This is a genomic window from Enterobacter sp. 4974935 (assembly GCF_058661735.1).
On record NZ_JBZWGT010000003.1, the window covers coordinates 2,881,068 to 2,907,345 of the forward strand.

Genomic DNA, 26,278 nt, shown 5'->3' on the forward strand with positions numbered 1-26,278 from the left:
AACGCACCGTCAGGGTGCGCATCGCCGGGCGGCGCTAACGCTTGCCCGGCCTACGGGATTTGTCGGCCCGGTAAGCGACAGCGCCACCGGGCAACGATATCAAACGCCGTTACTTACCGCTTTTCACCTTCGTCCACGCGCGGGTACGCACACGGTCAATTTTCGGTTCCTGCACTTTCAGGGTGAAGAGCTTGGCAAACACATCGGCTGGCGGGTAGATCGCCGGATTATTGCGGATTTCTTCGCTCACCAGCGGCACGGAGGCCTTGTTACCGTTGGCGTAGTAGACGTGGTCGCTGATGTGGGCAATCACTTCCGGACGCATCAGGTAGTTGAGGAACTGATACGCTTCCTCTTTGTTTTTCGCATCAGCCGGCATCGCGAAGACGTCGAAGAACGCCAGCGCCCCCTCCTTCGGAATGAAGTAGGAAACATTCACACCGTTTTTCGCCTCTTTCGCACGGTTCGCTGCCTGCCAGACGTCACCCGCCCAGCCGATGGCCACGCAGATATCCCCGTTAGCCAGGTCGTTGATGTACTGAGAGGAGTGGAAGTAGCGAATATTCGGACGCAGCTTTAATAGCAGGTCGGTCGCCGGACCGGTGTAGTCGTCGGCCTTGCTGCTGTTTGGATCTTTGCCAAGATAGTTAAGCACGGTGGCGAAAATCTCTTCCGGCGCATCGAGGAAAGAGACGCCGCAGCTTTTCAGCTTCTCGAGATTTTCCGGCTTCAGCACGACGTCCCAGCTGTCCAGCTTGACGTCCGGGCCCAGCGCCGCTTTGACTTTATCCACGTTATAGCCAATACCGGTGGTCGCCCACAGGTAAGGCATGGCGTATTTGTTGTCCGGATCATGCTTCGCCACCAGCTTCAGCACTTCCGGATCGAGGTTTTTCCAGTTCGATAACTTGTTCTTGTCCAGCGGCTGGAAGACACCGGCGGTCAGCTGACGCTCCAGGAAGCTTGCAGAGGGCACCACCAGGTCGAAACCGGTACTGCCCGCCATCAGTTTGCCTTCCAGTACTTCGTTGGAATCGAATACGTCGTAGACAACCTTAATGCCGGTCTCTTTTTCAAAATTCGCGACGGTGTCCGGCGCAATATAGTCAGACCAGTTATAGACGTGCAGCGTTTTTTGTTCCGCAGCGAGCGTGCCGGCAGAGACGGCCATCAGAGCACCCGCAACCAGACCCGATAACCATTTTTTATTCAAGGCGATCATATTGTTATTCCTTCTGAAAGCTCGTTAACAAACGAACCAAAACTGTGCAGCCTGAAGATATGCAATATTCATGCATAGTTTGTCGCTCTGCCCGAAATAAAATACACCCCTCTTCCCGGCAGGTTCCGCTCGCTTTTTTAAGCACCGCAAGAATAACTGTAGCCCGTGTCTCCGGCTATAGCCCAGACGAAAAAACGCCTTTTATCAATTTTTTATGCAGATTATGTCTACGTGATAAGCCGAAACGGCCCGAGAGGAGGTGAAAAATTCTTTAAAGAAAGGTTAAAAGCAGCAGAAAAAGCGGTGTTATGCAGCCGCTCTGGTAGCGACTGCGCAAAAGTCAGACAGGCTTAGTGGAGAAAATTGGAAGATGCATCATTATTCTCGGCATCATCTTCCGCGCTATACAGCAGGTGATGTGCGTTGGCTTCCATCATTACCATGGAAATTTGCTCTTCGCTCAGGCGCATAAACCAGGCGAACTGTTTGAAGGAGAGCCCCGCGCCGGAGAATAAAGACTGGCAAACCACCAGCTTCGGCAGATTATCATCCTGTATGTCGAGAAACGCTTTCACGGTCAAAGAACTGGCGTTAATCGCTGACAGATCGGATGCCAGTGCAAGCAGCGCTGAAGGCTTCACTTCAGCCAGCGCCGAGAACAGGATCACGTCGTTAATCAGATCGATTTTGGCATCAAAAATACCATCGAAATTTTGCATGTGAGGCAGATGCAGCGCCTGGCAGGAGTCGCATTCGAAAAAAGTAATACCGGCATCATCGAGCCATTGACGTAACGTATCCAGTGTAGGTACGACCTGTAAATCCATCGCTGTGCAGCCTCTTAAATAAAAACGTTGTCCAGCTTACGCAAAAAGTGCGCGCCGATCCATTTAACCGCCCGTTTTCAGGCAAAATCCCGGCGTCGCATGGCGTTCAATCCATGCGATCATTTTACCTGCAATATCGACGCCTGTGGTTTTTTCCACCCCTTCCAGCCCCGGCGAGGCGTTAACTTCCATCACCAGCGGCCCGCGGTCGGCACGCAGCAGATCGACCCCCGCCACGTCCAGGCCCAGCGTCTGCGCCGCTTTCACCGCAATCTCGCGCTCGCGCTCGCTGATAAGGGCCACCCGCGCGATACCGCCGCGGTGCAGGTTAGAGCGGAAGTCGCCCTCTTTCGCCTGCCGCTCTATGGCGGCCACCACTTCATCGCCCACCACAAAGCAGCGGATGTCGCACCCTTTGGCCTCTTTAATATACTCCTGCACCAGAATATGGGCATTCAGACCGCGAAAGGCGTCAATCACGCTTTCCGCCGCCTGACGCGTCTCCGCCAGTACCACCCCAATACCCTGCGTGCCTTCCACCAGCTTAATGACCAGCGGCGCGCCGCCCACCATGTCGATTAAATCGCTGGTGTCGTCCGGGGAGTGAGCAATCCCGGTGACGGGCAAATCGATCCCCTGGCGCGCCAGCAGTTGCAGCGAGCGCAGCTTATCGCGGGCGCGTGAGATCGCCACGGATTCATTGAGCGGATAGCTTCCCAGCATTTCAAACTGGCGCAGCGCGGCCGTGCCGTAATAGGTGATCTGGGAGCCAATACGGGGAATTACCGCATCAAAATGCGGGAGTTTGCGGCCTTTGTAATGAATCGACGACGCCGCAGGGTCGATGTTCATATAGCAGGACATCGGATCGAGGATCTCAACCTGATGTCCGCGTTTCGCCGCCGCTTCTCGCAGGCGTTTACATGAATAGAGCGTTCCATCCCGGGACAATATGGCAATTTTCACCCTGCACCTCTCTAAAGACATGGGAAAAGCCTGCCTATCATACACGAGGCGCAGGAGGAAGGGACTATCGCGTTGCCCAGCCCTGTTTGTGCAGGTAATCAAGAATGAACGGGCGGTTTTCTTTAATGATGGTGCGACGAATATGGTCGCTCCAGGTATCGCGGCGGTTGTTGCTGTCGCGCGTCAGATAGTAGTTCGCCAGCTCTTCATCGTATTGATGCAGAACGTCCTGATCGACCGGCTGGTAGTGGTTTTCATGCACCAGCATCGCAGCAGGAATACGCGGCTTCAGATCCGGGTTATCCGCCGGCCAGCCGAGGCACAGACCAAACAGCGGCAGCACGTGTTTCGGCAGCTTCAGCAGTTGCGTCACGCTTTCGATGTTATTACGCAGCCCGCCGATATAGACGCCGCCAAGCCCCAGCGATTCCGCCGCCGTGAACGCGTTTTGCGCCATCAATGCCGTATCCACCACGCCCAGCAGCAGCTGTTCCGCCAGCCCCAGCTCCGCCTCAGGACAGATTTGCAGGTGACGGTTAAAATCGGCGCAGAACACCCAGAACTCAGCCGCCTGGGCAACGTGCTTTTGTCCGCCCGTCAGCGTTACCAGCTGTTCACGCATCGCCGGATCGGTGATGCGGATAATGGAGCTGCACTGCAAAAAGCTGGAGCTGGAGGTGCCTCTTGCGCTGTCGATGATCGCGTCCCGCTGCGCCTGGGTGATCGGCTCATCGGTGAAATGGCGAATGGAACGGTGGGAACGAAGCAGGTCAATGGTTGGCGTCATTTTGTCTCTCTTTGTATTGCGTAAAACGTATGGCAGCCAGTATAGGCAATGATCCACCTGATGTAATTGGCGAAACATAGCCTGACTGTATCAAAGTGACAGGTGAAACCTTCTTTCCATGACGGCAGGTTATCGTGCACTATAGGGATTATTCGCCGTCAGGCTTGTTTTTTGAGGAGAGAGAAATGTTTGCAGTAATTTTTGGTCGTCCAGGATGCCCTTACTGTGTGCGCGCGAAAGAGCTGGCTGAGAAACTGACTGAAGAACGTGATGATTTCAACTTCCGTTACGTGGATATCCACGCGGAAGGCATCAGCAAAGCCGATCTGGAAAAAACCGTGGGTAAACCGGTTGAAACCGTGCCGCAAATCTTCCTCGATCAGAAACACATCGGCGGCTGCACCGATTTCGAAGCGTACGCCAAAGAGCACCTGGGCCTGTTTGCCGCTCAGTAATGCTAAGACGCCCTCACCCTGAGGGCGTTTTTATTTATGATGCTTCCGCTGTTGCAGCAGGCTGCGCATAAATAAGAAACAGAGCGCCCCCAGCGCACACCAGAAAACGCCACTTAGTAGCCACGCCACTTCCTGCCAGACGCTTCTCGACGAGAGAAACAGCACGCGCATCAGAAGCAGGCAGAGGGGCGCCGCAAGGATGGCCCCCAGCAGCGGCATTACCACCTCGCCTTTGCGCGAGAGAAAACTGGCCACTACTCCCGGCAGGATAAAGAACAACAGGCCCAGCTCGGGATGACCGGACGCTCTGAAGGCGCCCTTCACATTAAAAGCAAGCGACATGCAAACGACCGTAAACAGCAAAAAGCAGCTGATTACGCCAACCCAGTTTCGTTTAAAGTTCAAACTATCCTCCTGACTTATCTCTATCAAATACAAAAATCGTCCGGTGGACGCCCAGTCAGATAAAGCATTGCGGCAATCCTTGCCAAAGCACGCACACAAGTCGTGCGATAATAGGTGGCTGTCGGTAGCTATTACGATTAAACTAACCGCCTGCTAGTGTTTAGGGTATTTATCAGGAAGCAGGGAGGTGCAAAGTGATTCCCTGACTCTGAAAACAGTAGCCCAAATAGTCCTTTCATTCAACAACTTACTGGTAAACAAGAAGTTAGCCTCCGTGAATATAAACGTCGCAGACTTGTTAAATGGGAATTACATCCTGTTATTATTTGTGGTACTGGCACTGGGCCTTTGTCTGGGTAAATTGCGCCTGGGTTCAGTTCAACTTGGTAATTCCATTGGCGTTTTAGTCGTCTCCCTGTTATTAGGTCAGCAACATTTCAGTATTAACACGGACGCGCTTAACTTAGGTTTCATGCTGTTTATTTTCTGCGTTGGCGTGGAAGCCGGTCCGAACTTTTTTTCCATTTTCTTCCGAGACGGCAAAAATTATCTGATGCTGGCGCTGGTGATGGTCGGCAGCGCCCTGCTGATTGCGTTAGGGCTGGGCAAACTGTTTGGCTGGGACATCGGCTTAACGGCCGGTATGCTGGCAGGCTCGATGACCTCCACGCCGGTGCTTGTTGGCGCGGGGGATACGCTTCGTCATTCTGGCATGGCAGGCACGCAGCTTTCCGCCGCGCTGGATAACCTGAGCCTGGGCTATGCCCTGACCTATCTGATTGGTCTGGTGAGCCTGATTGTTGGCGCGCGCTATCTGCCAAAACTTCAGCATCAGGATCTCCAGACCAGCGCCCAGACCATTGCCCGAGAGCGTGGTCTGGATACGGACTCCAAACGTAAAGTTTACCTGCCGGTGATCCGCGCCTACCGCGTCGGGCCAGAGCTGGTTGCCTGGACCGACGGGAAAAACCTGCGCGAGCTGGGGATCTACCGTCAGACCGGCTGCTACATCGAACGTATCCGTCGTAACGGCATTCTGGCAAACCCGGACGGTGACGCAGTACTCCAGATGGGCGATGACATCGCTCTGGTTGGCTACCCGGACGCCCACGCGCGTCTCGATCCGAGTTTCCGCAACGGGAAAGAGGTGTTTGACCGCGACCTGCTGGACATGCGTATCGTCACCGAAGAGATTGTGGTCAAGAACCACAACGCCGTGGGCCGCCGTCTGGCGCAGTTGAAGCTGACCGACCACGGCTGTTTCCTCAACCGCGTGATCCGCAGCCAGATTGAAATGCCTATCGACGATAACGTGGTGCTTAATAAAGGCGATGTGTTGCAGGTCAGCGGCGATGCCCGACGTGTTAAAACCGTTGCCGACCGTATCGGCTTTATCTCGATTCACAGTCAGGTGACGGACCTGTTAGCCTTCTGCGCCTTCTTCATTGTTGGCCTGATGATCGGAATGATCACCTTCCAGTTCAGTAACTTTAGCTTCGGCATCGGTAACGCTGCCGGTCTGCTGTTCGCCGGGATCATGCTGGGCTTCCTGCGAGCGAACCATCCCACCTTCGGCTACATCCCTCAGGGAGCGCTGAACATGGTGAAAGAGTTCGGTCTGATGGTCTTTATGGCGGGTGTCGGCTTAAGCGCCGGGAGCGGCATTGGCAATGGCCTGGGTGCGGTCGGCTGGCAAATGTTGGTTTCCGGACTTATCGTCAGCCTGGTACCGGTAGTCATCTGCTTCCTGTTCGGCGCCTACGTGCTCCGCATGAACCGCGCCCTGCTCTTCGGCGCGATGATGGGCGCGCGCACCTGCGCACCGGCAATGGAGATCATCAGCGACACCGCGCGCAGCAACATCCCGGCGCTGGGCTATGCAGGCACCTACGCCATCGCAAACGTGCTGCTGACGCTGGCAGGTACGCTGATCATCATTATCTGGCCAGGACTCGGATAAATCTCAAGATTGCGTGTGGCTGAAAAAATTTTCGTTACGCGCAGAACTTTTTACGCAGGGTGCAGTCATAACTAGTGCCACTGCTTTTCTTTGATGTCCCCAATTTGTGGAGCCCATCAACCCCGCCATTTTTGGTTCAAGGTTGATGGGTTTTTTGTTTCCCTAAAAAATAGCTTTTAAATTCAATCAATTGCATATTTTCGGGTTATTGGCGACATTATGCGACGGATTTTTTGTATGTCAGGTTTGATTCGACAAAATCGAGCGATAAAGCTCACCCGCCTCTAATTTTTGCGGCTCCGTATGAAAGCACATAGCCAACTATCAACGCCCCAAAACACCCGGTGAATTTCATCCATGTACTTTCAAACCAGAAGAATGACCCCATAGCAAAAAGCACAGCCAGAAAGGTGATAGTTCCCTCAATTGCGTGGGACATTAACGATTTTACAAATTTCATTCTGTATTCCTTTGCAATCAATAGGGTGTCCTTCAATGAACACCAGGTAAGGCTCTAACTGCTGTTCAACGAGAAAGTAGACCATATCCAGACTCTCTTTTGACACCCTGGCGTATGTAGAGGGATATTTGGCTTTCATCCGTCTTGACGCTCTGGCTGATTCTTCAATGATTCCCTGAAACATCACGACGTTTAACGCTGCTGAAGCGCTGAACCGAATAAAATGCTTGTACGCCTGATCAATCGCCAAACGATTCAACATCAGACTTGCGGTTGTCTGTGCCAAAGCTATTTGCCCTGCTGCTCGCCCACCAACGCTCCCGGCTCCGTAACCCAATTTATTGTTTACGGCCTCTTTACCATCATCATTGAGTTTCTGATAGAACGACGTGAAAACGATAGTTATCAGTCTGCGTAATGGTGACTCAGCATTACCCAGGCTCTTGAGCATATAGAAAAAACGCTCTGTCTCAGCCTGGTTTCTTTGTTTAGCGCTATCCCCGGCAAGCCCGCTTCCCTCCCAGCTTCTTACAACGCCCATGTAAGCTGTGTTCGGTATGGAGGAGATCCCATCGAGAATCCCTAATGCAACCTGTTTAATATCCATATCTCATACGTATTGTTCTGAACCCGAACAAAGAATAACCAAAGCTCACGGGCGCTTCCAGACGTAATTTTTCAGTTTCCCAGAAATCCTTAAATTCCCCTTGTACCGTGCCAGCTCTGCCCTGTCGCCCGGTTGCGCCGTTAAAACAAGAAACCCAAACGATCCTCCAAATCTCACATAAAATTATTTTTTATCTTAACCAATGGAACAAAATAAGATCCGGTGCGGAATTTGGCCGTGATGAGTGGTTTGCTTTATATAAGGATGACTGGGGAATCGACGATGGAACATGGATTGATCACGTCTATCGCGGGCTGTTCAGACTCCATCCCGGTACAGTGTCAGAAGGGTGTATATCAATCGCCCATAACTCCGATTAGCATTAATCCGTAACGCTCTTATGAACACAGAGCTTATTCAGGTTCCATGTATGCGTTCACATATGGCTCGCGGCTGTATTGAGGTTATTGACGGTGGATATCACTACCCTTGCCCGTAAATGGGGCTCAAGACTACTTAAGGCCGTCTGGTTTGTGTTAATTAGCTTCCTGGCAGGACGTATGCTGGGTCCTTCAACAGCTTATATTAACCACGACGTTGCGACTGCTATTTGCGGCTTCATCTATGGTGATATTAATGCGGAGACAATGTACGAAACATATACAAATATTGATATTTTGATTCTGTTAACATCTGCAACGATCGTCTGTCTCATTACATTGAAGATATTCAACAAAACCAGGAATCATTAATCTTCTAATCCCGCCCTGTCTGTGGCTCAAAGACGACGGCTCAACGTAATGGTACTTCACTGAGGACATTTATTTGCCCTTATTGCCCTTCCCTCACTCGCCACAAACATATATGATTTAGTGTATATGACAAAAACCACGCAGGATCGCCAGATGCTTCACCCCGTTCAGCTCTTCAAAACCCTCTCCGACGAAACGCGCCTCTCCATCCTCATGCTTCTGCGTGAAGCGGGCGAGCTGTGCGTCTGCGATCTCTGCTCCGCTACCAACGAGCCGCAGCCGAAAGTCTCCCGCCATATGGCATTGCTGCGTGAGGCCGGGCTGGTCATCGATCGTCGTGAGGGTAAATGGATCTACTACCGTCTCTCTCCCAACATGCCCGCGTGGGCGGCAACCGTTATCGATAACAGCTGGAACTGCCTGCGAGAAGAGACACGTATGAAGCTGAAAAACCGCCTCCCGGGCTCGTGCTGACCACAACACATTCACAAAAACAGATATAACGGAGTAAAAGATGTTTCTGGCAGGGGCTATTTTTCTGTTTACGCTGGTACTGGTTATCTGGCAGCCCAAAGGGCTCAGTATCGGCTGGAGTGCCACCATTGGCGCCGCGCTGGCGCTGGCGAGCGGTGTGATCCACGTTAACGACATTCCGGTGGTCTGGAACATCGTCTGGAATGCGACGGCCACGTTTATCGCGGTAATCGTTATCAGTTTGCTGCTGGATGAGTCCGGTTTTTTCGAGTGGGCGGCGCTGCACGTTGCTCGCTGGGGAAACGGTCGCGGGCGGTTGCTGTTTACCTGGATCGTGCTGCTGGGTGCGGCCGTGGCGGCGCTGTTCGCCAATGACGGTGCGGCATTGATCCTGACGCCTATCGTTATCGCCATGCTGCTGGCGCTGGGGTTCAGCAAGCAGGCCACGCTGGCGTTCGTGATGGCGGCGGGATTTATCGCCGATACCGCCAGCCTGCCGCTGATTGTCTCCAACCTGGTCAACATCGTCTCAGCGGACTTCTTTAAGCTGGGCTTTAGCGAATACGCCTCGGTGATGATCCCGGTTGATATCGCCGCAATTGCCGCGACGCTGGTGATGCTGCATCTGTTCTTCCGCAAGGAAATACCGCCGGAATATGACCTGGCAAAACTCCGCGAGCCCGCACGGGCCATTCATGACCTGCCGACGTTCAGAACGGGCTGGATCGTGCTGCTGCTACTGCTCGTCGGTTTCTTTGTGCTTGAACCTCTGGGTATCCCGGTCAGCGCTATCGCAACAACTGGCGCGCTGATTTTATTTGCCGTTGCTAAACGCGGGCACGCCATTAACACCGGGAAAGTGCTGCGCGGCGCACCCTGGCAGATCGTTATCTTTTCGCTGGGGATGTATCTGGTGGTGTATGGCCTGCGTAATGCCGGGCTGACGGAGTCTCTTTCAGGCGTTCTTGATCGCTTAGCCGGACACGGACTCTGGGCCACTACGCTGGGAACCGGATTTATCACCGCCTTTCTGTCATCCATAATGAACAATATGCCAACGGTATTGATCGGCGCGCTCTCCATTGAGAGTAGTGCGGCAACAGGCTTGATTAAGGAGGCGATGATTTACGCTAACGTGATTGGCTGCGATCTGGGGCCGAAAATCACCCCCATTGGTAGCCTGGCTACCCTGCTATGGCTTCATGTGCTGGCACAGAAAAACATGACCATTACCTGGGGCTACTATTTCAGGACGGGCATCATAATGACGCTGCCGGTTCTGTTTGTGACGCTCGCCGCGCTGGCGCTACGTCTCTCCTTCACACTGTAATGAGTAACGGATATGAGCAACATCACTATCTACCACAACCCGGCCTGCGGCACGTCGCGCAATACGCTGGAGATGATCCGCAACAGCGGTACGGAACCCGAAATTATTCTCTATCTTGAGAACCCACCGTCGCGTGATGAACTGACCACGCTGATTGCAGACATGGGGATTCCCGTGTGCGATCTGCTGCGCAAAAACGTCGAGCCTTACGAGCAACTGGGCCTTGCCGGGGGAAATTTCACCGATGACCAGCTTATTGATTTCATGCTGCTATACCCCATTCTGATTAACCGTCCGATTGTGGTGACGCCGCTGGGTACACGTCTGTGCCGCCCTTCTGAAGTCGTTCTCGACATCCTTCCGGACGCGCAAAAAGGGGCATTTACAAAGGAAGATGGCGAAGTCGTCGTTGACGCCAGCGGGAAAAAAATCTCCTGACATCAGGCGTGGCCGGGGCGAGCGCTATCAGACGGTATCCTCGCCTGCAATCCGTCCCACTATCGCCCGGATCTCCTCCCGGGTTAACGGCGACCGGTCGGTTACAAAATGCAGCGTCATCCCCTCGATAAACGCATCCAGCGCACGGGCGGTGGCCGGATCAAACCACTGCTCAAGCGTAGTCTGGCTCATCTTCATCCAGTCCTGCATCACCGTTTTCAGCGCGGCGCTGCGGTGCATAAAAGCGTACAGCTGATACATCAGCGCCATATTGTGTGGCGTGGTCACGGCTGAACTGTGGATCAGCGTGGTAATGGCCTCGCACGCCCTCTCCCGCCCGGTCACCCCCGCGAAGAAATCCCGGTACTGCTGAGACATCTGCTGCGTAAACCACGTGAACGCCTCCTCCAGAAGCGACTCCATCCCGTCGAAATAGTAGGTCATCGACCCCAGCGGCACGCCTGCGCAGGTGGCAATTTTGCGGTGCGTGACGGCATGAATACCGTGCTCAGCAATGGTGTCCAGCGTCGCCTGGAGTATCTTCTCGCGGCGGTTAGGGTCGTTCGGTGGTCTGCTCATAAAATCCTCATCCAGTTTGTGTACAAATGTACACAAAGTTGCTAGTGTTGTCGCTATTGTTGTACTTCTGGTGCTGATCCCAATGACGCTAACTTCTCCTCGCAAAGCCCTGCATCTACGCATGTGGGCGCTGTTTATGTTCTTCTTCATCCCCGGGCTGCTGATGGCTTCCTGGGCAACGCGCACCCCGGCAATCCGCGATACGCTGTCCGTCTCGACGGCGGAGATGGGGATCGTACTGTTTGGCCTGTCGATTGGCTCGATGAGCGGCATCCTCTGCTCGGCCTGGCTGGTGAAGCGCTTTGGCACGCGCGCGGTGATCCGCACCACCATGTGCTGCGCCGTGGTGGGAATGTTCGCTTTGAGCGTGGCGCTGTGGTTCGCCTCGCCGCTGATGTTTGCCCTTGGGCTGATGGTATTTGGCGGCAGCTTTGGTGCGGCTGAAGTGGCCATTAACGTCGAGGGGGCCGCCGTCGAACAGGCGATGAACAAAACGGTGCTGCCCATGATGCATGGCTTTTACAGTCTCGGCACGCTGGCGGGCGCGGGCGTGGGGATGGCGCTGACGGCGCTGGGCATTGCGGCCAATGTGCACATTTTGCTGGCGGCGCTGGTCTGTATTATCCCGATCCTCACCGGTATCAGGGCTATTCCCGCAGGCACAGGACAACACGCCTCGGACGAACAGAAGTCTGCGGCAAAAGGGTTGCCCTTCTATCGTGATTTCCAGCTAATGCTGATTGGCGTGGTGGTGCTGGCGATGGCATTTGCTGAAGGCTCCGCCAACGACTGGCTACCGTTGCTGATGGTGGACGGGCACGGATTTAGCCCCACCTCCGGCTCGCTGATCTACGCTGGATTTACGCTCGGCATGACCGTCGGACGCTTTACCGGCGGCTGGTTTATCGACCGTTACAGCCGCGTGGCGGTCGTCCGTGCCAGCGCCCTGCTGGGTGGGCTGGGCATCGCGATGATCATCTTTGTGGATGTGGACTGGATTGCCGGTGTGTCGGTGATCCTGTGGGGGCTGGGCGCCTCCCTTGGCTTCCCGCTGACCATTTCCGCTGCCAGCGATACCGGCCCCGATGCGCCGACGCGCGTGAGCGTTGTGGCGACCACGGGCTACCTTGCCTTCCTGGTGGGGCCACCGTTGCTTGGATTCCTCGGTGAGCACTACGGGTTGCGCAGCGCCATGCTGGTGGTGTTAGGGTTAGTGATTATTGCCGCCCTGGTGGCGCGTGCGGTGGCAAAACCGGAAGCAGAACAAACGACAATGGAGAAGGGATATGAGCGTTAAACTGATTGCAGTCGACATGGATGGCTCCTTCCTGAGCGATGCGAAAACCTATAATCGCGCGCGTTTTCTGGCGCAGTACGCGCGCATGAAAGCGCAAGGCATCCGTTTTGTGGTCGCCAGCGGAAACCAGTACTACCAGCTGATCTCATTTTTCCCCGAGATCGCCCATGAAATCGCCTTCGTCGCCGAAAACGGCGGCTGGGTGGTGGATGCGAGCGAAGACGTGTTTAACGGCGAACTGTCGAAAGAGCATTTTCTGACCGTCGCCACCCTGTTAAACGACGTGCCCGGCATTGAGATAATTGCCTGCGGAAAAAACAGTGCCTACACGCTGAAAACGTATAACGACCTCTTCAAAGAGATTGCGGCGAAATACTATCACCGCCTTGAAAGCGTCAGCAGCTTTGACAACCTCAACGATATTTTCTTCAAGTTCGGGCTTAACGTCTCTGACGACGAAATACCGCGCATTCAGGCGCTGCTGCATGAGAAGCTTGGCGACATCATGGTGCCGGTGACCACGGGTCACGGCAGTATCGACCTGATAATCCCTGGCGTGCACAAAGCTAACGGCCTGCGGATCCTGCAAGCGCGCTGGGGCATTGAGGACAGTGAAGTGGTGGCCTTTGGCGACAGCGGTAACGACGTGGAGATGCTGCGCCAGGCTGGGTTTGGCTTCGCGATGGCCAACGCCAGACCGCATATTAAAGCGGTAGCCCGCTATGAAGCGCCAAATAATAATGACGAAGGGGTGCTGGAGGTGATTGATATGGTGCTGGAGGGGAAGGCGCCGTTTAATTGATTCCGTGCGGTCTGGTGCCCTCACCCTAACCCTCTCCCACAGGGCTGAGGGATCCCCACAAAATAATGCCTGCACAGATGGCCCCCTCTCCCTTGAGGGAGAGGGCTGGGGTGAGGGGGAACATACGGCTCTGGTGGTCATTCCGTTCACTTTATGTTCCTTGCTACTCTGTCACGACATGACCGGTGAACGTGCCAGGGTGGCTCAGTCGCCACCACCCTGGCGACCCGGGCTTCCGGCGGAAAATCGCCGCTTCGCGGTGCCTTCGGCTTATTCCTTCCAGCTTATCGGGGACGGGCGGAGGTAACATCCCTGTAAAGCCCGCCCTCTCGGCGCATCCCTGCGCCTCGCCCCGGCCTACAGGAAACGCCTCAGCGATTTACAGCCGGACCGAGGCATCGCTGAAAGCCCTCAGTTATTCTGAGGCAACGTTATCGCTTTTGCTTTCAAATTACTGGGGATCCCTCAGCCCACAGGGAGAGGGAACTGTCCCGAGCTCGCCCAGCAGGGAGAGGGAATAAGGATTACGGTTGCAGTGCGCTTCCGACGCGTTTGTCCTTCAGGAACACCACCATCAGCCCTACCCACAGCACACCGTTTGCGAGGTTGAACAGGCTGAACAGCCCGTTACCGCCGAAAGCATAGGCATGTTTGCTCACCTCAATACCGACAGTGAAAATCAGCATTTGCAGCATCCCCATCGCGGCAGACACCGTGCCTTTACTCATTTCACTGGCGAACAGCGTCAGGCGCACCAGGCCAGCATTCGCCACGCCGATACCAAACGCGTAAACACTCAGCCCCGCCGTCATCCACAGGTACGCATGAGACGAGGCTACGGTCGCCACCGCCGCGATAATCAGCCCTGCCGCTATGGGCCAGCCGCCCAAAATAATCAGCGAACGCACGGTACGGCGTGACGTCAGACGCGCCAGCACCAGGTTACCGATAATCAGCGCGCCAAAAATCGGCACCTGTAACAGGCCATACTCATAGCTGCTAAGCTGTTCGCCGCTGATGATAATGACCGGCGACTGGGCAATCCACGCCAGCAGCGGCAGGCTGACAAAGCCCGTCGCCAATGCGCCCGCGACAAAACGACCGTTTTTCAGCACCGCCTTATAATCCCGCCCAAGCTCTTTAAGCGAGAGCTTTTCGCCCAGGCGGGTGGCGGTTTCCGGCATCGCACGGTGCAGGCCAAAGAAAGAGATAGCCGCAAGCGCGGCAAAGAGGACGAACATCCCCTCCCACGGCGCGACGTGAACCCATGCGGCTCCCACCAGCGGCCCAAGAAGCGGTGCAATCAGCGCCACGTTTGCCATCAGCGCGGTAATTTTGATACACACCGCCTCCTCAAACGACTCCTGAATAGCGGCATAGCCCACGGCGCCAATAAAGCACAGGCTCACGCCCTGAAGGAAACGCAGCAGTGTGAACTGCTCAATACTCTGCGCCAGCAGCGTGGCGAGACAGGTGACGATAAACCACACTACGCCCGTCAGCATCACCGGACGGCGGCCAATACGATCCGACAGCGGCCCTAACAGCCACTGTAAAAACATGCCGCCCGCCAGATAGGCGGTCATGGATGTCGGCACCCACTCAATACCTGCGTTGTACTGCTCAACCACAGCCAGCATGCCGGGCTGGATCATGTCGTTGCCGATGTAGGTAGAGAATTCGTAAAGCACCAGACACAGAGGAAAAAGTAACGCCTGACGACCCAGACGATTACCGGAAGAAGAACGGTTTATCATGCAATCTCTTTAGTATGAAAAAATCGCGATGAGTGTAATGAATTGCCGCTGTCTGAGATAGCAAATTAACGTGAAAAAACAGAAATAACGCACTTATCGTTGTTGTTTAAGGTTTCCTTAAGTTGCCCTCCCTATGATAGTGCTATTTCACGTTATTGACCGAAACTATGACACACGCCGTCAGCCCTTCAGAATTATCTAAGTTACCGACAAATAAGACAAAACGTCTTTACCGTTTGCCTGCCCGCTTTTATGGTTATCAACTTTTCGTGCTTATTGCCCTTGCGGTGCTTTTTACCTGGCTTTCGCGCGATGAATCGCTTGACCGATGGATAACCGGTTTCTGGTATGACGCAGCGACGCATCATTTTCCGCTACAGCAAAACCCGCTGCTGGATCTGCTGAACCATCGGCTGGCGAAATATGTGACCATTGTTATCGCTGCCGCATCGCTGATTTACGGCGCTTACAAACGCAATGCCCGACTGGTAACGGCCGCGCTTCTGATGGGGCTGGGTGCGCTGGTAGTAGGGGTGCTGAAAAGCATAAGCCACCACAGCTGTCCGTGGGATCTGGTGGAATATGGCGGCAGGTCCGTTTCGTATCCCCTGTTCAGCGCCGTTCCGGCAGACAGCGGACCGGGACGCTGCTTTCCCGGCGGCCACGCCTCCAGCGGGTTTATGGTGATGGGGCTGTTTTTTGCCTTCTGGCGTGAACGTCCGCGCCTGGCATGGTCCTTTGTCGCGTCAGGCGTTGTTATGGGGCTGGTAATGGGCTTCGGGCAGGTCATGCGCGGCGCGCATTTTTTCTCTCACAACCTGTGGGCCGGGTGGTGGGTCTGGTTTTCCCAGGTGCTGGTTTACGGGCTGGTTTCCGCCCGGTTTGCTAAAGAGTAACGAGATTATGTTAGAAAATCTGAACTACGAACTGTTTTACCTGCTCAACGCCACACCGTCGTCACCGGAATGGATGATCGATCTCGCCACCTTCATTGCGAAAGATCTGATTAGCATTGTACCGGCGCTGGCGGTGATCCTCTGGTTATGGGGACCTCGTACACAGGTCACCGCCCAGCGCCATCTGGTGATCAAAATGGCGATGGCAATTGGCGTGAGCGTGCTGGCAAGCTACGTGCTGGGTCACGCCTTCCCGCACGATCGTCCGTTTGTCGATCGCGTCGGCTACAACTTCCTGCACCATGCGCCGGATGACTCGTTCCCGAGCGATCACGGCACGGTGATCTTCACCTTTGCGCTGGCCTTCCTGTTCTGGCATCGCCTGTGGTCCGGCGTAGTGCTGATGGGCGTGGCAGTCGCCATCGCCTGGTCCCGCGTCTACCTGGGGGTGCACTGGCCGCTGGATATGGTCGGTGGTTTCCTGGTGGGGCTGATGGGCTGCGTCAGCGCAGCCATCCTGTGGAGCCTCTTTGGCCCGGCGCTTTATCGTGCATTATCACAGGCCTATCGCGTTCTGTTTGCCCTTCCGATCCGCAAAGGCTGGATACGTGACTAACCCCGGTCCGTCAGGTTACACTTGAGCCCCCGCCCTGCGGGGGCTCACTTTTTTAGCCCGAGGATCTATGGAAACACGTCGCGATGACCGCATTGCTCAGCTGCTTCAGGCGCTGAAGCGCAGCGATAAGCTGCATCTTAAGGAAGCCGCTTCCCTGCTTGGCGTGTCTGAAATGACCATTCGTCGCGATCTGAACAGCGACAGCGCCCCCGTTGTGCTGCTTGGCGGGTATATTGTTCTGGAGCCGCGTAGCGCCAGCCATTATCTGTTAAGCGATCAAAAAACACGCCTGGTGGAAGAGAAGCGCAAAGCCGCGCGGCTCGCCGCCTCGCTGGTGCAGCCGCATCAAACGCTGTTTTTTGACTGCGGTACGACAACCCCGTGGATCATCGAGGCCATCGACAGCACCGTTCCCTTTACCGCCGTCTGTTATTCGCTAAATACCTTCCTGGCTTTGCAGGAGAAACCAGCATGCCGGGTGATTTTGTGTGGCGGCGAGTTTCATGCCAGCAACGCCATCTTCAAGCCGCTGAATATTCAGGACACGCTGAGCAATGTATGCCCTGATATCGCCTTTTACTCTGCGGCGGGCGTGAATGTTAAACAGGGGGCAACCTGTTTTAATCTTGAAGAGTTACCGGTGAAACAGTGGGCGCTCAACGCCGCGCAGCAGCATGTGCTGGTGGTTGATCACAGTAAATTTGGCAAGGTCCGTCCGGCAAGGATGGGAGAACTGTCGCGCTTTGACGCCATCGTCAGTGATTGCCGCCCGGATGACGAGCTGGTGGCATACGCGAAAGCGCAGCAGGTGAAGTTGATGTATTGAGGTTATGCCGGGTGGCACTGCGCTTACCCGGCCTACGTTCGAGCCGTTGTAGGCCGGGTAAGGCGAAGCCGCCACCCGGCAAAAACTTAGCTGAACCAGCTGCCAAACCAGCCGTGGAATTTCATTAACACAAAGTCCCACATCCGGCTGAAGAAGCCGCCCTCTTCCACCGCTTCCATTACCACCAGCGGACGCTGCTCAATAGATTTGCCGTTAAGCTGGAAATCTATCGTCCCGACCACCTGACCTTTTTTCAGCGGTGCGGTGAGCTGTGGCTCGGTCAGGGTATAGCTGGCTTTCAGGTTTTTCAGCTGACCGCGTGGAATGGTGACGGAACCCGCTTCACCCGCTCCCAGGTTCACTTCACTTTTATCACCAAACCAGACGCGCTGACTCACGAAGGTAGCGTCCGGCTTAATCGGCGTGACGGTTTCAAAGAAGCGGAAACCCCAGGTCAGCAGTTTTTCGGATTCGTTAAAACGAATACGGTCGGTTTTCGTTCCCAGCACCACTGAGATCAGGCGCATATCGCCCTGCGTCGCAGAAGCCACCAGGTTGTATCCGGCCCCGGCAGTTGTACCGGTTTTCATGCCGTCCACGTTAACGTTACTGCTCCACAGCAGACGGTTACGGTTAGGCTGGCGGATATTGTTGAAGGTAAACTCTTTCTCTTTATGGATAGCGTACTCATCCGGCACGTCATGGATCAGCGCTTTGCCCAGCAGCGCCATATCGCGCGCGGTACTGAACTGACCCGGCGCATCCAGGCCGTGAACAGTTTTAAAAGTGGTATTGGTCAGACCCAGTTTTTTCGCGTAGCCATTCATCAGCCCAATAAATGAGTCCTGACTGCCCGCAACGTAATCGGCCAGCGCAATACAGGCATCATTTCCCGACTGAATAATGACCCCTTTATTCAGATCGGACACGGAGACCTGGTCGCCAGGCTTCAGGAACATCACGGACGAGCCGCGCAGCGCCGGGTTACCAGTCGCCCAGGCATCTTTCCCGACGGTGACCATGTCATTCAGCTTGATCTTGCCCGCTTTCAACGCCTGGCCGACCACATAGCTGGTCATAATTTTCGTCAGGCTCGCCGGGTCGAGTTTCTCGTCGGCGTTACCTTCCGCCAGCACTTTCCCGCTGGCGTAATCCATCAGGATCCAGGCGCGCGCATCAACAGGCGGCGCTTCGGGCGCTGTCTGTTCCGCCGCATGGAGCGTTGGGGCAAAAAGGAAAAGCAGCGCCGAGCCTGCCGCCAGGCTGCGCAGAGAGGAAGTTTTTTGCGTCATAAATGCCACCCGAGTGTCCATTCTAAAAATCACGTCACAATCACCGTGTCGCAAGAAGCGATGAGTAATAGCGCACTACAGCCTTCAAAGAAACCTGTTCCAGGTAAAGTTTTTAAAGTTTATGCAATAACATTCAGATACGCTTTGATTGCGGTGTTTTTTTTAGCATCTGTTGCGTAATTGTTAGGTTTATCTCACCATGGCGAAAAGCTGACTCGGATTCACATCTCATCGGGAGTAAATATGATTACGCTGTGGGGCAGGAACAATTCGACCAACGTGAAAAAAGTGCTCTGGACGCTGGAAGAGCTGGATTTACCGTTCAAGCAGGTTATGGCGGGCCTGGAGTTTGGCGTGAATAAAGACGCGGACTACCTGGCGATGAACCCAAACGGACTGGTGCCGCTACTGCGCGATGACGAGACAGACGCCACGCTGTGGGAGTCTAACACTATCGTGCGATACCTCGCCGCGCAGTACGGCCAGGGTCGGCTGTGGGTAGAAAATCCAGCCCAGCGCGCGCAGGGCGAAAAATGGATGGACTGGGCAAACCAGACGCTTTCCCCAACGCACCGCGTGATCCTGATGGGGCTTATACGTACGCCGGAAGCCGATCGTGATTATCCCGCCATTCATGCCGCCCAGGACGCGTGCGAGTCGCTGTTTGCGATGATGAACGACGAACTGGCGAAGCATACCTGGTTCTCCGGCGACACGTTCGGCGTGGGCGATATCGCCGTCGCCCCTTTCGTCTGGAACCTCACTAACATGGGTCTCAGCTGGACCCCGCGCCCTCACCTTGAGCGCTGGATCCAGCAGCTCAGCGAGCGCCCGGCGTATCGCAACGTGGTGATGATCCCGGTGACCTGATTACGACCCGGACGGGCTGACTTTCCAAAGCTGCCCGTCCGTCTCGTCGGTCAGCACGTACAGATAACCATCCGGCCCGACGCGCACATCGCGAATTCGATGATCTTTATCCCCAAGAATGCGCCCGTCCTCCGTCACGGTATTGCCCTTCACGCTCAGCACGATGACGTCTTTCTCCTTCAGCGCGCCGATAAACAGCTTGTTTTTCCACTGCGGGAAGACGTCGCTGTTGTAGAACGCCATGCCGCTGACGGCGGGCGACACTTTCCAGACAAACAGCGGTTTTTCAGTGCCCTCAACGTGCTCGCCTTTCGCTTCCGGGATTTTCAGGCCGCTGTAGTTGATCCCGTGCGTCGCCATCGGCCAGCCGTAGTTTTTGCCTTTTTCAGGAATGTTGATCTCATCCCCGCCGCGAGGGCCGTGTTCATTAAGCCACAGCGCGTCGCTCCACGGGTTCATCGCCATCCCCTGCGGGTTGCGAATGCCGTAAGACCAGATTTCAGGCCGTGCACCGGCGGTGTTCACAAACGGGTTATCCGGCGGCACTTTCCCGTCCTCCGTCAGGCGCACCACCTTGCCCTGAAGCTTATCCAGATCCTGCGCCGTCGGGCGCTGGTTGTTTTCACCCAGGCCAATAAAGAGATGGCCTTTGCCGTCGAACACCAGCCGTCCGCCAAAGTGGTTGCCAGTAGAGAGCTTCGGCATCTGTCGGAACACCACCTGGAAGCCCTCAATGCGCGAGAGGTCATCGCTCAACCGCCCGTAGCCCACCGCGGTACCCGCTTTTCCATCATCACCCGCCTCGGCGAAGCTGAGCCAGATCCGCCGTGATTGTTCAAAATCCGGGGCCAGCACCACGTCCAGCAATCCGCCCTGGCCGCTCGCCCAGACCTTCGGCACGCCGACAATCGGGTCGGAGAGCCCTTTCCCTGCCTGCCAGTGCTTAAGCTGCCCGTCTTTTAGCGTGATCAGCAGCCCCTTATTATCAGGCAGAAACGCCAGCGACCAGGGGTGATCCAGTTTTGTCTGTAGCACGTCGACCTTAACCGTCTCGGGCGCCGCAAGCAGCGAAAGCGGGAATAACAGTGCAGGGAGGAAAAGCAGCGAGGATCGAGGCATAACGCACTCCTTTATCGGCATATGGCTTAAAGATTAGCCACTGTTCCCGGGTGCGTTAACACTTTTACAAAAGCTTAATCAAAAGGGGGAGTTGCCTCCCCCGGGTTCAGTGTCGGGCAAGCGTTTCCGGCTTGTTCAGACACATGATGCAAAGCGCGAGCGTGGTCAGGCAGTTTTCAAGCTTCTCCGCGTTAACGGCAATAAAATTCGGGCAGTCGTGACGTCCGTTCATCAAACAGACCCCTGCGATGGAAAGCACCTCGGCGGCGCGGCGCAGCGCCACTAATTCGTTTTCAGCGCAGTGCGCTTTCAGGATGGGTGCTTTTTCACGCATGAAATTGCAAAGTTCAAAGAAATTTTCACGCAGATTTTCGCTTTCGCTGACTGACATATACCCTTTCGCCTTGCGGAGTTGCAGATATGCAGCCAGGTCGATTCGGGCGTTGATCAGCTTGTTAAGCAGATCGCGTTTCAGTCTGTCAACGGACATGCTATTTCCTCCTCTGTCAGCCATGTTACCCTATTAATAATAAGGTCATTTTTTGTACAATGTGATGCCTGAGATCAATAAACGATAACTGATTAACATTCTTTACAATGTTACAACGATTGCCCGCCTCAACTGCGCCATCAAGAGTGTATAAATCCCCCGCGATTCGCTGTAAAATCCCGCCCTGATAACTCCATAATTGATGAATTTTTAACCTATGAGCAATGTTACGCACCCGCCGAAAATCGGCTTTGTCTCCCTGGGCTGCCCGAAGAACCTGGTGGATTCCGAACGCATCCTGACTGAACTTCGCACTGAAGGCTATGACGTGGTGCCAAGCTACGACAACGCCGACATGGTGATCGTCAACACCTGTGGGTTCATCGACAGCGCGGTCCAGGAGTCACTGGAAGCCATTGGTGAAGCCCTGACGGAAAATGGCAAAGTGATTGTCACCGGCTGCCTGGGCGCGAAGGTGGATCAGATCCGCGAAGTGCACCCGAAGGTACTGGAGATCACCGGCCCGCACAGCTACGAGCAGGTGCTGGAACATGTTCATCACTACGTACCAAAGCCAAAGCACAACCCGTTCCTGAGCCTGGTGCCGGAACAGGGCGTGAAGCTGACGCCGCGCCACTATGCTTACCTGAAAATTTCCGAAGGCTGCAACCATCGCTGCACCTTCTGCATCATCCCGTCGATGCGTGGCGATTTGGTGAGCCGTCCGATTGGCGAGGTGCTGGCAGAAGCCAAACGCCTGGCCGACGCGGGCGTGAAGGAGTTACTGGTCATCTCCCAGGACACCTCCGCCTACGGCGTGGACGTCAAACACCGCTCCGGCTTCCATAACGGCGAGCCGGTAAAAACCAGCATGGTTGGCCTGTGCGAGCAGCTTGCTAAGCTCGGGATCTGGACGCGTCTGCACTACGTCTACCCTTACCCGCACGTTGACGACGTGATTCCGCTGATGGCGGAAGGCAAAATACTGCCGTATCTGGATATCCCGTTACAGCACGCCAGCCCGCGCATTCTGAAGCTGATGAAGCGTCCTGGATCCGTTGACCGCCAGCTGGCGCGCATCAAGCAGTGGCGCGAGATCTGCCCGGATCTGACCCTGCGCTCCACCTTCATCGTTGGCTTCCCGGGTGAAACCGAAGAAGATTTCCAGATGCTGCTCGACTTCCTGAAAGAAGCGCGTCTGGATCGCGTGGGCTGCTTCAAGTACAGCCCGGTTGAAGGCGCAACGGCCAACGAGTTGGCGGACCAGGTACCGGAAGAGGTCAAAGAGGAACGCTGGAACCGCTTTATGCAGCTGCAACAGCAGATCTCTGCTGAACGCTTGCAGGAGAAAGTGGGCCGCGAAATTCTGGTCATTATTGACGAAGTGGACGAAGAAGGCGCGATTGGCCGCAGCATGGCGGATGCGCCTGAAATCGACGGCGCGGTGTACCTGAACGGGGAAACCAACGTCAAGCCGGGCGATATTATTCGCGTGAAGGTTGAAAACGCCGACGAGTATGATTTGTGGGGCAGCCGGGTTTAATCTTTAACCCCTCACCCCGGCCCTCTCCCCAAAGGGGCGAGGGGGAACAGACCGCACCGAGCAGTCCCCTCTCCCCTCAGGGGAGAGGGTTAGGGTGAGGGGTAAGTTCCTGCAAAAACCTACCCCTTAATCCTCGGATCCAGCGCGTCGCGCAGCCCATCCCCCAGCAGGTTAAACGCCAGCACGGTCAGGAAAATCGCCAGGCTCGGGAAGATCGCCACGTGCGGGGCGATCACCATATCCGCCCGCGCCTCGTTCAGCATCGCGCCCCACTCCGGCGTCGGCGGCTGTGCGCCTAACCCCAGAAACGACAGGCTGGCCGCCGAGATAATCGACACGCCTATGCGCATGGTGAAATAGACCACGATAGACGAGACCGTTCCCGGCAGAATATGGCTGAACAGGATTGTGGCATCGCTGGCTCCCATGCTGCGGGCCGACTCGATAAAGGTCTGCTGCTTCAGCACCAGCGTGTTGCCACGTACCAGGCGCGCGAAAGCGGGAATCGTGAATACCGCCACGGCGATGATGACGTTCGCCATGCCGCTGCCCATCACCGCCACCACGGCAATCGCCAGCAGAATACCGGGAAAGGCAAACAGCACGTCGCAGATACGCATGATGATGCGGTCCCACCAGCCTTCATAGTACCCGGCCACCAGCCCCAGCACGGTGCCAATTGCTGCGCCCATCAGCACCGCAAAGACCCCGGCCGCCAGCGAGATCTGCGCCCCTACCAGCACGCGGCTAAAAATATCGCGCCCGAGCGAGTCCACGCCAAACCAGTGCATCATCGACGGTCCATCGTTCAGCCGGTCGTAATCGAAGTAATTTTCCGCATCAAACGGGGCTATCCAGGGGGCGATAATCGCCACCAGGATCAGCAGTAACACAAACAACCCGGCGACCATAGCGACGGGCTGACGACGGAATCGACGCCAGAACTCAACCCACGGGGTGCGAATATGGTCCGGCCTGATCCCCGGCATAGCGTTTAAAATGGCCTGGCGACGCCAGTTCAGTAATCGCATCTTACTTATACCTGATGGCCGGGTTAATGGCGGCGTACAGCACATCCACCACTAAGTTGATAAGAATAAACTCCAGCGAGAAAAGCAGAACTTCAGCCTGAATAACCGGATAGTCACGCATATCGACCGAGTCGACCAGCAGGCGCCCCAGCCCCGGCCAGTTAAAGACCTTCTCTACCACGATAGAGCCGCCCAGCAGGAAGCCGAACTGTAGCCCCATCATCGTGACCACCGGGATCATCGCATTACGAAAACCATGCTTCAGAATGACCCATTTCTCACTCACCCCTTTTGCCCGCGCGGTGCGAATGTAATCTTCGCTCAGCACGTCGACAAAGGAGGCGCGGGTGAAACGGGCCATCACTGCCGCAACGGCTGCGCCAAGCGTCATAGAGGGCAGAATGTAGTGCTTCCAGGTGTCGGCCCCGACGGTGGGCAACCAGCCCAGCTCGACGGAGAAAATCTGCATCAGCAGCATACCCAGCGCAAATGCCGGGAAAGAGATACCGGTGACCGCCAGCGCCATACCGAGCTTATCCGGCCAGCGGTTGCGCCAGACGGCGGCGACAATCCCCGCGCCCAGGCCAAACACAACCGCCCAGCTCATACTGGCAATCGTTAACCAGAAGGTGGGCATAAAGCGGCTGGCAATCTCCTCCGACACCGGACGACGCGACACCATCGAGATGCCGAAATCGCCCTGAAGGACATTGCCAATGTAGCGCAGAAATTGCCGATACAGCGGCTGGTCAAGACCGAGCTGTTTACGCACCAGTTCGATAACCGTGGCATCCGCTTCCGGTCCGGCAATCAAACGCGCCGGATCGCCGGGCAGCATGTGGACAAACAAAAACACCAGCACGGCCACAATCAGCAGCGTCGGGATAAGCCCCAGCAGGCGTTTACACACATAATTCAGCATGAGTTTTATTTTAGATCCGCGTCATCAAAGCTAAAGCCCGTATCCGGCATGATGTAAAAACCGGTCAGCGCTTTATTGTGGGCTGAGACCAGTTTTTCCACCACCAGCGGCACCCACGGCGACTCTTTCCAGATAATGTCCTGCGCCTCTTTGTACAGGCGCGCTTTCTCTTCCGGTTTGGTGGTTTTCAGGGCATCGGCCAGATCCTTATCCACCTGCGGATTACTGTAGAACGCGGTATTGAACAGCGTTGGCGGCCAGTTCTGGGAAGCAAACAGCGGCGACAGGGACCAGTCCGCTTCACCGGTTGAAGCCGTCCAGCCGGTGTAGAACATCCGCACGCCGCTCTCTTTCTGTCCTTTGCCTTCCACTTCCGCCGCGCGCTGTCCGGCATCCATCGCCGTGACCCTGGCTTTAATGCCCACCTGTGCCAGCTGCTGCTGGGTAAATTGCAGCACCTTCTGCGCGGTACTGTGGTTATGCGACGACCACAGCGTGGTGCTAAAGCCGTTCGGATAGCCCGCCTCTTTCAGCAGTTCCCGCGCTTTCGCCGGATCGTACGGCCACGGCTGATAGCTCTGCGCGTACTCAATGGTTGGCGGCATCACGCCCGTCGCCGGGGTGGCGTAGCCGGCAAAGGCCACCTTCACCAGTGCCTGGCGGTTAATGGCGTAGTTGATGGCTTCGCGCACCTTCGGGTTATCAAACGGTTTCTGCGTGACGTTCATGCTGACGTAGCGCTGCATAATCGACGGGCTGGCCACCAGCTCCAGCTTGCTGTTTTTCGCCAGCAGCGCTGCCTGTTCGTAGGGGATCGGGAAGGCAAACTGCGCTTCGCCGGTTTGCAGCATCGCGGCGCGGGTATTGTTGTCCACGACCGGCCGCCAGGTGAGGGTATCCAGCTTCGGCAGCCCCGGCTGCCAGTATCCGGCGAATTTCTTTACCTTCACATAATCGGTCTGGTTCCAGGTAAGCAGTTCGTACGGTCCGGTCCCCACCGGGTGGAAGCCAATCTCTTTGCCGTATTTCTTCAACGCCGCAGGGGAAATCATCACCGTCGCGGGATGCGCCAGGATATTGATAAACGCCGAGAACGGCTCTTTGAGGGTGATCTTCACCGTCGCCGGATCAACCACCTCGGTTTGGGCGATATTTTTATACAGGTTGTAGCGCTTAAGACCGTTTTCCGGATTGCTGGCTCGGTCCAGGTTGACCTTAACCGCCTCGGCGTTGAAGTCGGTGCCGTCCTGGAACTTCACGCCGGTACGGAGCTTAACGGTATAGACCAGCCCGTCGTCCGACACGGTATAGCCTTCCGCCAGCACGTTTTTCAGCTTCATCTCGCGGTCCAGGCCGAACAGCCCCTGGTAGAAGGATTTTGCCACCGCCTGAGAAAGGGTGTCGTTAGCGTCATACGGATCCAGCGTCGTGAAGTTAGACCCCACAGCCACCACCACGTCTTTCGCTGCGAACGCGGGGGCGGCGGCCAGCGCAGCCGTCACGCTCGCGGCCAGCAGCCATTTACGAGCAACAAAAGGAACCATTGTGTTCTCCT

26 protein-coding genes and 1 pseudogene are annotated in these 26,278 nt (G+C 55.6%); 13 read left to right on the top strand and 14 right to left on the bottom strand.

Annotated features, from left to right (window positions below; genetic code table 11):
• Positions 1 to 109: 109 nt before the first annotated feature.
• From potF to nfsA, 4 genes are all read right to left on the bottom strand, one after another.
• The gene (potF, locus tag AC4OVS_RS15115) at positions 110 to 1,222 is read right to left on the bottom strand and encodes a spermidine/putrescine ABC transporter substrate-binding protein PotF (RefSeq protein WP_063163409.1); all 1,113 of its coding nucleotides are present in this window, start codon (positions 1,220 to 1,222) and stop codon (positions 110 to 112) included.
• A 350-nt stretch (positions 1,223 to 1,572) separates the two neighbouring features.
• Positions 1,573 to 2,049, bottom strand: coding sequence for a YbjN domain-containing protein (locus tag AC4OVS_RS15120; protein ID WP_022647571.1), 477 nt, complete (start codon positions 2,047 to 2,049; stop codon positions 1,573 to 1,575).
• A gap of 63 nt (positions 2,050 to 2,112) precedes the next feature.
• Positions 2,113 to 3,015, bottom strand: a complete 903-nt coding sequence (gene rimK, locus AC4OVS_RS15125) for a 30S ribosomal protein S6--L-glutamate ligase (RefSeq protein WP_032621711.1) — start codon at positions 3,013 to 3,015, stop codon at positions 2,113 to 2,115.
• 64 nt (positions 3,016 to 3,079) lie between these two features.
• A complete protein-coding gene (gene nfsA, locus AC4OVS_RS15130; protein ID WP_023299683.1) occupies positions 3,080 to 3,802 on the bottom strand; it encodes a nitroreductase NfsA in 723 nt (240 codons plus the stop codon).
• A 185-nt stretch (positions 3,803 to 3,987) separates the two neighbouring features.
• Between nfsA and AC4OVS_RS15135 the strand changes: the two genes are divergently transcribed.
• On the top strand, positions 3,988 to 4,257 hold the full coding sequence (locus tag AC4OVS_RS15135; protein ID WP_014169305.1) for a GrxA family glutaredoxin: 270 nt from the start codon (positions 3,988 to 3,990) through the stop codon (positions 4,255 to 4,257).
• 30 nt (positions 4,258 to 4,287) lie between these two features.
• Here AC4OVS_RS15135 and AC4OVS_RS15140 read toward each other — a convergent pair whose 3' ends face one another.
• Positions 4,288 to 4,662 carry an inner membrane protein YbjM gene (locus AC4OVS_RS15140; RefSeq protein WP_023299682.1) on the bottom strand — a complete coding sequence of 125 codons (375 nt, stop codon included), beginning with the start codon at positions 4,660 to 4,662 and terminating at the stop codon, positions 4,288 to 4,290.
• A gap of 274 nt (positions 4,663 to 4,936) precedes the next feature.
• On the opposite strand from AC4OVS_RS15140, the gene AC4OVS_RS15145 reads away from it, so the two are divergent.
• The gene (locus tag AC4OVS_RS15145; protein WP_001024855.1) at positions 4,937 to 6,622 is read left to right on the top strand and encodes an aspartate:alanine antiporter; all 1,686 of its coding nucleotides are present in this window, start codon (positions 4,937 to 4,939) and stop codon (positions 6,620 to 6,622) included.
• Between the two features lie 422 nt (positions 6,623 to 7,044).
• On the opposite strand, the gene AC4OVS_RS15150 is transcribed toward AC4OVS_RS15145, so the two are convergent.
• The gene (locus tag AC4OVS_RS15150) at positions 7,045 to 7,689 is read right to left on the bottom strand and encodes a hypothetical protein (RefSeq protein ID WP_046618550.1); all 645 of its coding nucleotides are present in this window, start codon (positions 7,687 to 7,689) and stop codon (positions 7,045 to 7,047) included.
• A 197-nt stretch (positions 7,690 to 7,886) separates the two neighbouring features.
• Here AC4OVS_RS15150 and AC4OVS_RS15155 point away from each other — a divergent pair.
• The 4 genes and pseudogenes from AC4OVS_RS15155 to arsC all read left to right on the top strand — a co-directional run.
• Positions 7,887 to 8,188: pseudogene (locus AC4OVS_RS15155) on the top strand (tlde1 domain-containing protein); the annotation flags it as partial.
• A 406-nt stretch (positions 8,189 to 8,594) separates the two neighbouring features.
• The gene (locus AC4OVS_RS15160) at positions 8,595 to 8,915 is read left to right on the top strand and encodes a metalloregulator ArsR/SmtB family transcription factor (RefSeq protein WP_023299680.1); all 321 of its coding nucleotides are present in this window, start codon (positions 8,595 to 8,597) and stop codon (positions 8,913 to 8,915) included.
• Between the two features lie 40 nt (positions 8,916 to 8,955).
• Entirely contained in the window at positions 8,956 to 10,245 is a 1,290-nt protein-coding gene (locus AC4OVS_RS15165) for an arsenic transporter (protein ID WP_063149647.1), read from the top strand.
• A gap of 12 nt (positions 10,246 to 10,257) precedes the next feature.
• Entirely contained in the window at positions 10,258 to 10,683 is a 426-nt protein-coding gene (gene arsC, locus AC4OVS_RS15170) for a glutaredoxin-dependent arsenate reductase (protein WP_491922536.1), read from the top strand.
• Between the two features lie 27 nt (positions 10,684 to 10,710).
• Here the strand turns inward: arsC and AC4OVS_RS15175 are convergent, their stop codons facing one another.
• On the bottom strand, positions 10,711 to 11,262 hold the full coding sequence (locus AC4OVS_RS15175; protein ID WP_032624580.1) for a TetR/AcrR family transcriptional regulator: 552 nt from the start codon (positions 11,260 to 11,262) through the stop codon (positions 10,711 to 10,713).
• 82 nt (positions 11,263 to 11,344) lie between these two features.
• Between AC4OVS_RS15175 and AC4OVS_RS15180 the strand changes: the two genes are divergently transcribed.
• Both AC4OVS_RS15180 and AC4OVS_RS15185 read left to right on the top strand, forming a co-directional pair.
• On the top strand, positions 11,345 to 12,559 hold the full coding sequence (locus tag AC4OVS_RS15180; protein ID WP_023299676.1) for an MFS transporter: 1,215 nt from the start codon (positions 11,345 to 11,347) through the stop codon (positions 12,557 to 12,559).
• Complete coding sequence (locus AC4OVS_RS15185; protein ID WP_491922537.1) at positions 12,549 to 13,361, top strand: Cof-type HAD-IIB family hydrolase; 813 nt, start codon at positions 12,549 to 12,551, stop codon at positions 13,359 to 13,361. Before AC4OVS_RS15180 ends, AC4OVS_RS15185 begins: the two co-directional genes overlap by 11 nt.
• Before the next feature lie 524 nt (positions 13,362 to 13,885).
• Here the strand turns inward: AC4OVS_RS15185 and AC4OVS_RS15190 are convergent.
• Entirely contained in the window at positions 13,886 to 15,118 is a 1,233-nt protein-coding gene (locus AC4OVS_RS15190) for an MFS transporter (protein ID WP_022647557.1), read from the bottom strand.
• A gap of 167 nt (positions 15,119 to 15,285) precedes the next feature.
• Between AC4OVS_RS15190 and AC4OVS_RS15195 the strand changes: the two genes are divergently transcribed.
• The 3 genes from AC4OVS_RS15195 to deoR all read left to right on the top strand — a co-directional run bounded on the left by AC4OVS_RS15195 (position 15,286) and on the right by deoR (position 17,456).
• Positions 15,286 to 16,014, top strand: a complete 729-nt coding sequence (locus AC4OVS_RS15195) for a phosphatase PAP2 family protein (protein WP_032624581.1) — start codon at positions 15,286 to 15,288, stop codon at positions 16,012 to 16,014.
• A 7-nt stretch (positions 16,015 to 16,021) separates the two neighbouring features.
• The gene (ybjG, locus tag AC4OVS_RS15200; RefSeq protein ID WP_045308522.1) at positions 16,022 to 16,630 is read left to right on the top strand and encodes an undecaprenyl-diphosphate phosphatase; all 609 of its coding nucleotides are present in this window, start codon (positions 16,022 to 16,024) and stop codon (positions 16,628 to 16,630) included.
• A gap of 67 nt (positions 16,631 to 16,697) precedes the next feature.
• Positions 16,698 to 17,456, top strand: a complete 759-nt coding sequence (gene deoR / locus AC4OVS_RS15205; protein ID WP_022647554.1) for a DNA-binding transcriptional repressor DeoR — start codon at positions 16,698 to 16,700, stop codon at positions 17,454 to 17,456.
• 86 nt (positions 17,457 to 17,542) lie between these two features.
• Here the strand turns inward: deoR and dacC are convergent, their stop codons facing one another.
• Positions 17,543 to 18,748 (bottom strand): serine-type D-Ala-D-Ala carboxypeptidase, encoded by a 1,206-nt coding sequence (dacC, locus tag AC4OVS_RS15210; RefSeq protein WP_023299674.1) that lies wholly within the window; start codon positions 18,746 to 18,748, stop codon positions 17,543 to 17,545.
• A 243-nt stretch (positions 18,749 to 18,991) separates the two neighbouring features.
• Here dacC and AC4OVS_RS15215 point away from each other — a divergent pair, with 243 nt between their 5' ends.
• Positions 18,992 to 19,618, top strand: coding sequence for a glutathione S-transferase family protein (locus tag AC4OVS_RS15215; protein WP_063841944.1), 627 nt, complete (start codon positions 18,992 to 18,994; stop codon positions 19,616 to 19,618).
• Here the strand turns inward: AC4OVS_RS15215 and AC4OVS_RS15220 are convergent, their stop codons facing one another.
• Positions 19,619 to 20,737 carry a PQQ-dependent sugar dehydrogenase gene (locus AC4OVS_RS15220; RefSeq protein WP_491922538.1) on the bottom strand — a complete coding sequence of 373 codons (1,119 nt, stop codon included), beginning with the start codon at positions 20,735 to 20,737 and terminating at the stop codon, positions 19,619 to 19,621.
• 106 nt (positions 20,738 to 20,843) lie between these two features.
• A complete protein-coding gene (bssR, locus tag AC4OVS_RS15225; protein ID WP_038415734.1) occupies positions 20,844 to 21,227 on the bottom strand; it encodes a biofilm formation regulator BssR in 384 nt (127 codons plus the stop codon).
• Positions 21,228 to 21,444: 217 nt separating this feature from the next.
• Here bssR and rimO point away from each other — a divergent pair, with 217 nt between their 5' ends.
• Positions 21,445 to 22,770 (top strand): 30S ribosomal protein S12 methylthiotransferase RimO, encoded by a 1,326-nt coding sequence (gene rimO, locus AC4OVS_RS15230; RefSeq protein WP_022647549.1) that lies wholly within the window; start codon positions 21,445 to 21,447, stop codon positions 22,768 to 22,770.
• Between the two features lie 119 nt (positions 22,771 to 22,889).
• On the opposite strand, the gene gsiD is transcribed toward rimO, so the two are convergent.
• Genes gsiD through gsiB form a run of 3 tightly spaced genes read right to left on the bottom strand, consistent with a single transcriptional unit; the run spans position 22,890 to position 26,267 of the window.
• Positions 22,890 to 23,801 carry a glutathione ABC transporter permease GsiD gene (gene gsiD / locus AC4OVS_RS15235; protein WP_023299670.1) on the bottom strand — a complete coding sequence of 304 codons (912 nt, stop codon included), beginning with the start codon at positions 23,799 to 23,801 and terminating at the stop codon, positions 22,890 to 22,892.
• Between the two features lies 1 nt (position 23,802).
• Positions 23,803 to 24,723, bottom strand: a complete 921-nt coding sequence (gsiC, locus tag AC4OVS_RS15240; RefSeq protein ID WP_006809475.1) for a glutathione ABC transporter permease GsiC — start codon at positions 24,721 to 24,723, stop codon at positions 23,803 to 23,805.
• A gap of 5 nt (positions 24,724 to 24,728) precedes the next feature.
• A complete protein-coding gene (gene gsiB, locus AC4OVS_RS15245; protein ID WP_491922539.1) occupies positions 24,729 to 26,267 on the bottom strand; it encodes a glutathione ABC transporter substrate-binding protein GsiB in 1,539 nt (512 codons plus the stop codon).
• Positions 26,268 to 26,278 lie beyond the last annotated feature (11 nt).

Bases quoted from the DNA above. Each gene is read 5' to 3' on its own strand.
- rimO (WP_022647549.1), top strand. From the start codon at position 21,445: ATGAGCAATGTTACGCACCCGCCGAAAATCGGCTTTGTCTCCCTGGGC.
- dacC (WP_023299674.1), bottom strand. From the start codon at position 18,748: ATGACGCAAAAAACTTCCTCTCTGCGCAGCCTGGCGGCAGGCTCGGCG.
- deoR (WP_022647554.1), top strand. From the start codon at position 16,698: ATGGAAACACGTCGCGATGACCGCATTGCTCAGCTGCTTCAGGCGCTG.
- AC4OVS_RS15175 (WP_032624580.1), bottom strand. From the start codon at position 11,262: ATGAGCAGACCACCGAACGACCCTAACCGCCGCGAGAAGATACTCCAG.
- potF (WP_063163409.1), bottom strand. From the start codon at position 1,222: ATGATCGCCTTGAATAAAAAATGGTTATCGGGTCTGGTTGCGGGTGCT.
- AC4OVS_RS15185 (WP_491922537.1), top strand. From the start codon at position 12,549: ATGAGCGTTAAACTGATTGCAGTCGACATGGATGGCTCCTTCCTGAGC.
- gsiC (WP_006809475.1), bottom strand. From the start codon at position 24,723: ATGCTGAATTATGTGTGTAAACGCCTGCTGGGGCTTATCCCGACGCTG.
- bssR (WP_038415734.1), bottom strand. From the start codon at position 21,227: ATGTCCGTTGACAGACTGAAACGCGATCTGCTTAACAAGCTGATCAAC.
- AC4OVS_RS15220 (WP_491922538.1), bottom strand. From the start codon at position 20,737: ATGCCTCGATCCTCGCTGCTTTTCCTCCCTGCACTGTTATTCCCGCTT.
- AC4OVS_RS15195 (WP_032624581.1), top strand. From the start codon at position 15,286: ATGACACACGCCGTCAGCCCTTCAGAATTATCTAAGTTACCGACAAAT.
- nfsA (WP_023299683.1), bottom strand. From the start codon at position 3,802: ATGACGCCAACCATTGACCTGCTTCGTTCCCACCGTTCCATTCGCCAT.
- AC4OVS_RS15180 (WP_023299676.1), top strand. From the start codon at position 11,345: ATGACGCTAACTTCTCCTCGCAAAGCCCTGCATCTACGCATGTGGGCG.
- AC4OVS_RS15215 (WP_063841944.1), top strand. From the start codon at position 18,992: ATGATTACGCTGTGGGGCAGGAACAATTCGACCAACGTGAAAAAAGTG.
- AC4OVS_RS15165 (WP_063149647.1), top strand. From the start codon at position 8,956: ATGTTTCTGGCAGGGGCTATTTTTCTGTTTACGCTGGTACTGGTTATC.
- AC4OVS_RS15120 (WP_022647571.1), bottom strand. From the start codon at position 2,049: ATGGATTTACAGGTCGTACCTACACTGGATACGTTACGTCAATGGCTC.
- gsiD (WP_023299670.1), bottom strand. From the start codon at position 23,801: ATGCGATTACTGAACTGGCGTCGCCAGGCCATTTTAAACGCTATGCCG.
- arsC (WP_491922536.1), top strand. From the start codon at position 10,258: ATGAGCAACATCACTATCTACCACAACCCGGCCTGCGGCACGTCGCGC.
- AC4OVS_RS15160 (WP_023299680.1), top strand. From the start codon at position 8,595: ATGCTTCACCCCGTTCAGCTCTTCAAAACCCTCTCCGACGAAACGCGC.
- ybjG (WP_045308522.1), top strand. From the start codon at position 16,022: ATGTTAGAAAATCTGAACTACGAACTGTTTTACCTGCTCAACGCCACA.
- gsiB (WP_491922539.1), bottom strand. From the start codon at position 26,267: ATGGTTCCTTTTGTTGCTCGTAAATGGCTGCTGGCCGCGAGCGTGACG.
- AC4OVS_RS15135 (WP_014169305.1), top strand. From the start codon at position 3,988: ATGTTTGCAGTAATTTTTGGTCGTCCAGGATGCCCTTACTGTGTGCGC.
- AC4OVS_RS15190 (WP_022647557.1), bottom strand. From the start codon at position 15,118: ATGATAAACCGTTCTTCTTCCGGTAATCGTCTGGGTCGTCAGGCGTTA.
- AC4OVS_RS15150 (WP_046618550.1), bottom strand. From the start codon at position 7,689: ATGGATATTAAACAGGTTGCATTAGGGATTCTCGATGGGATCTCCTCC.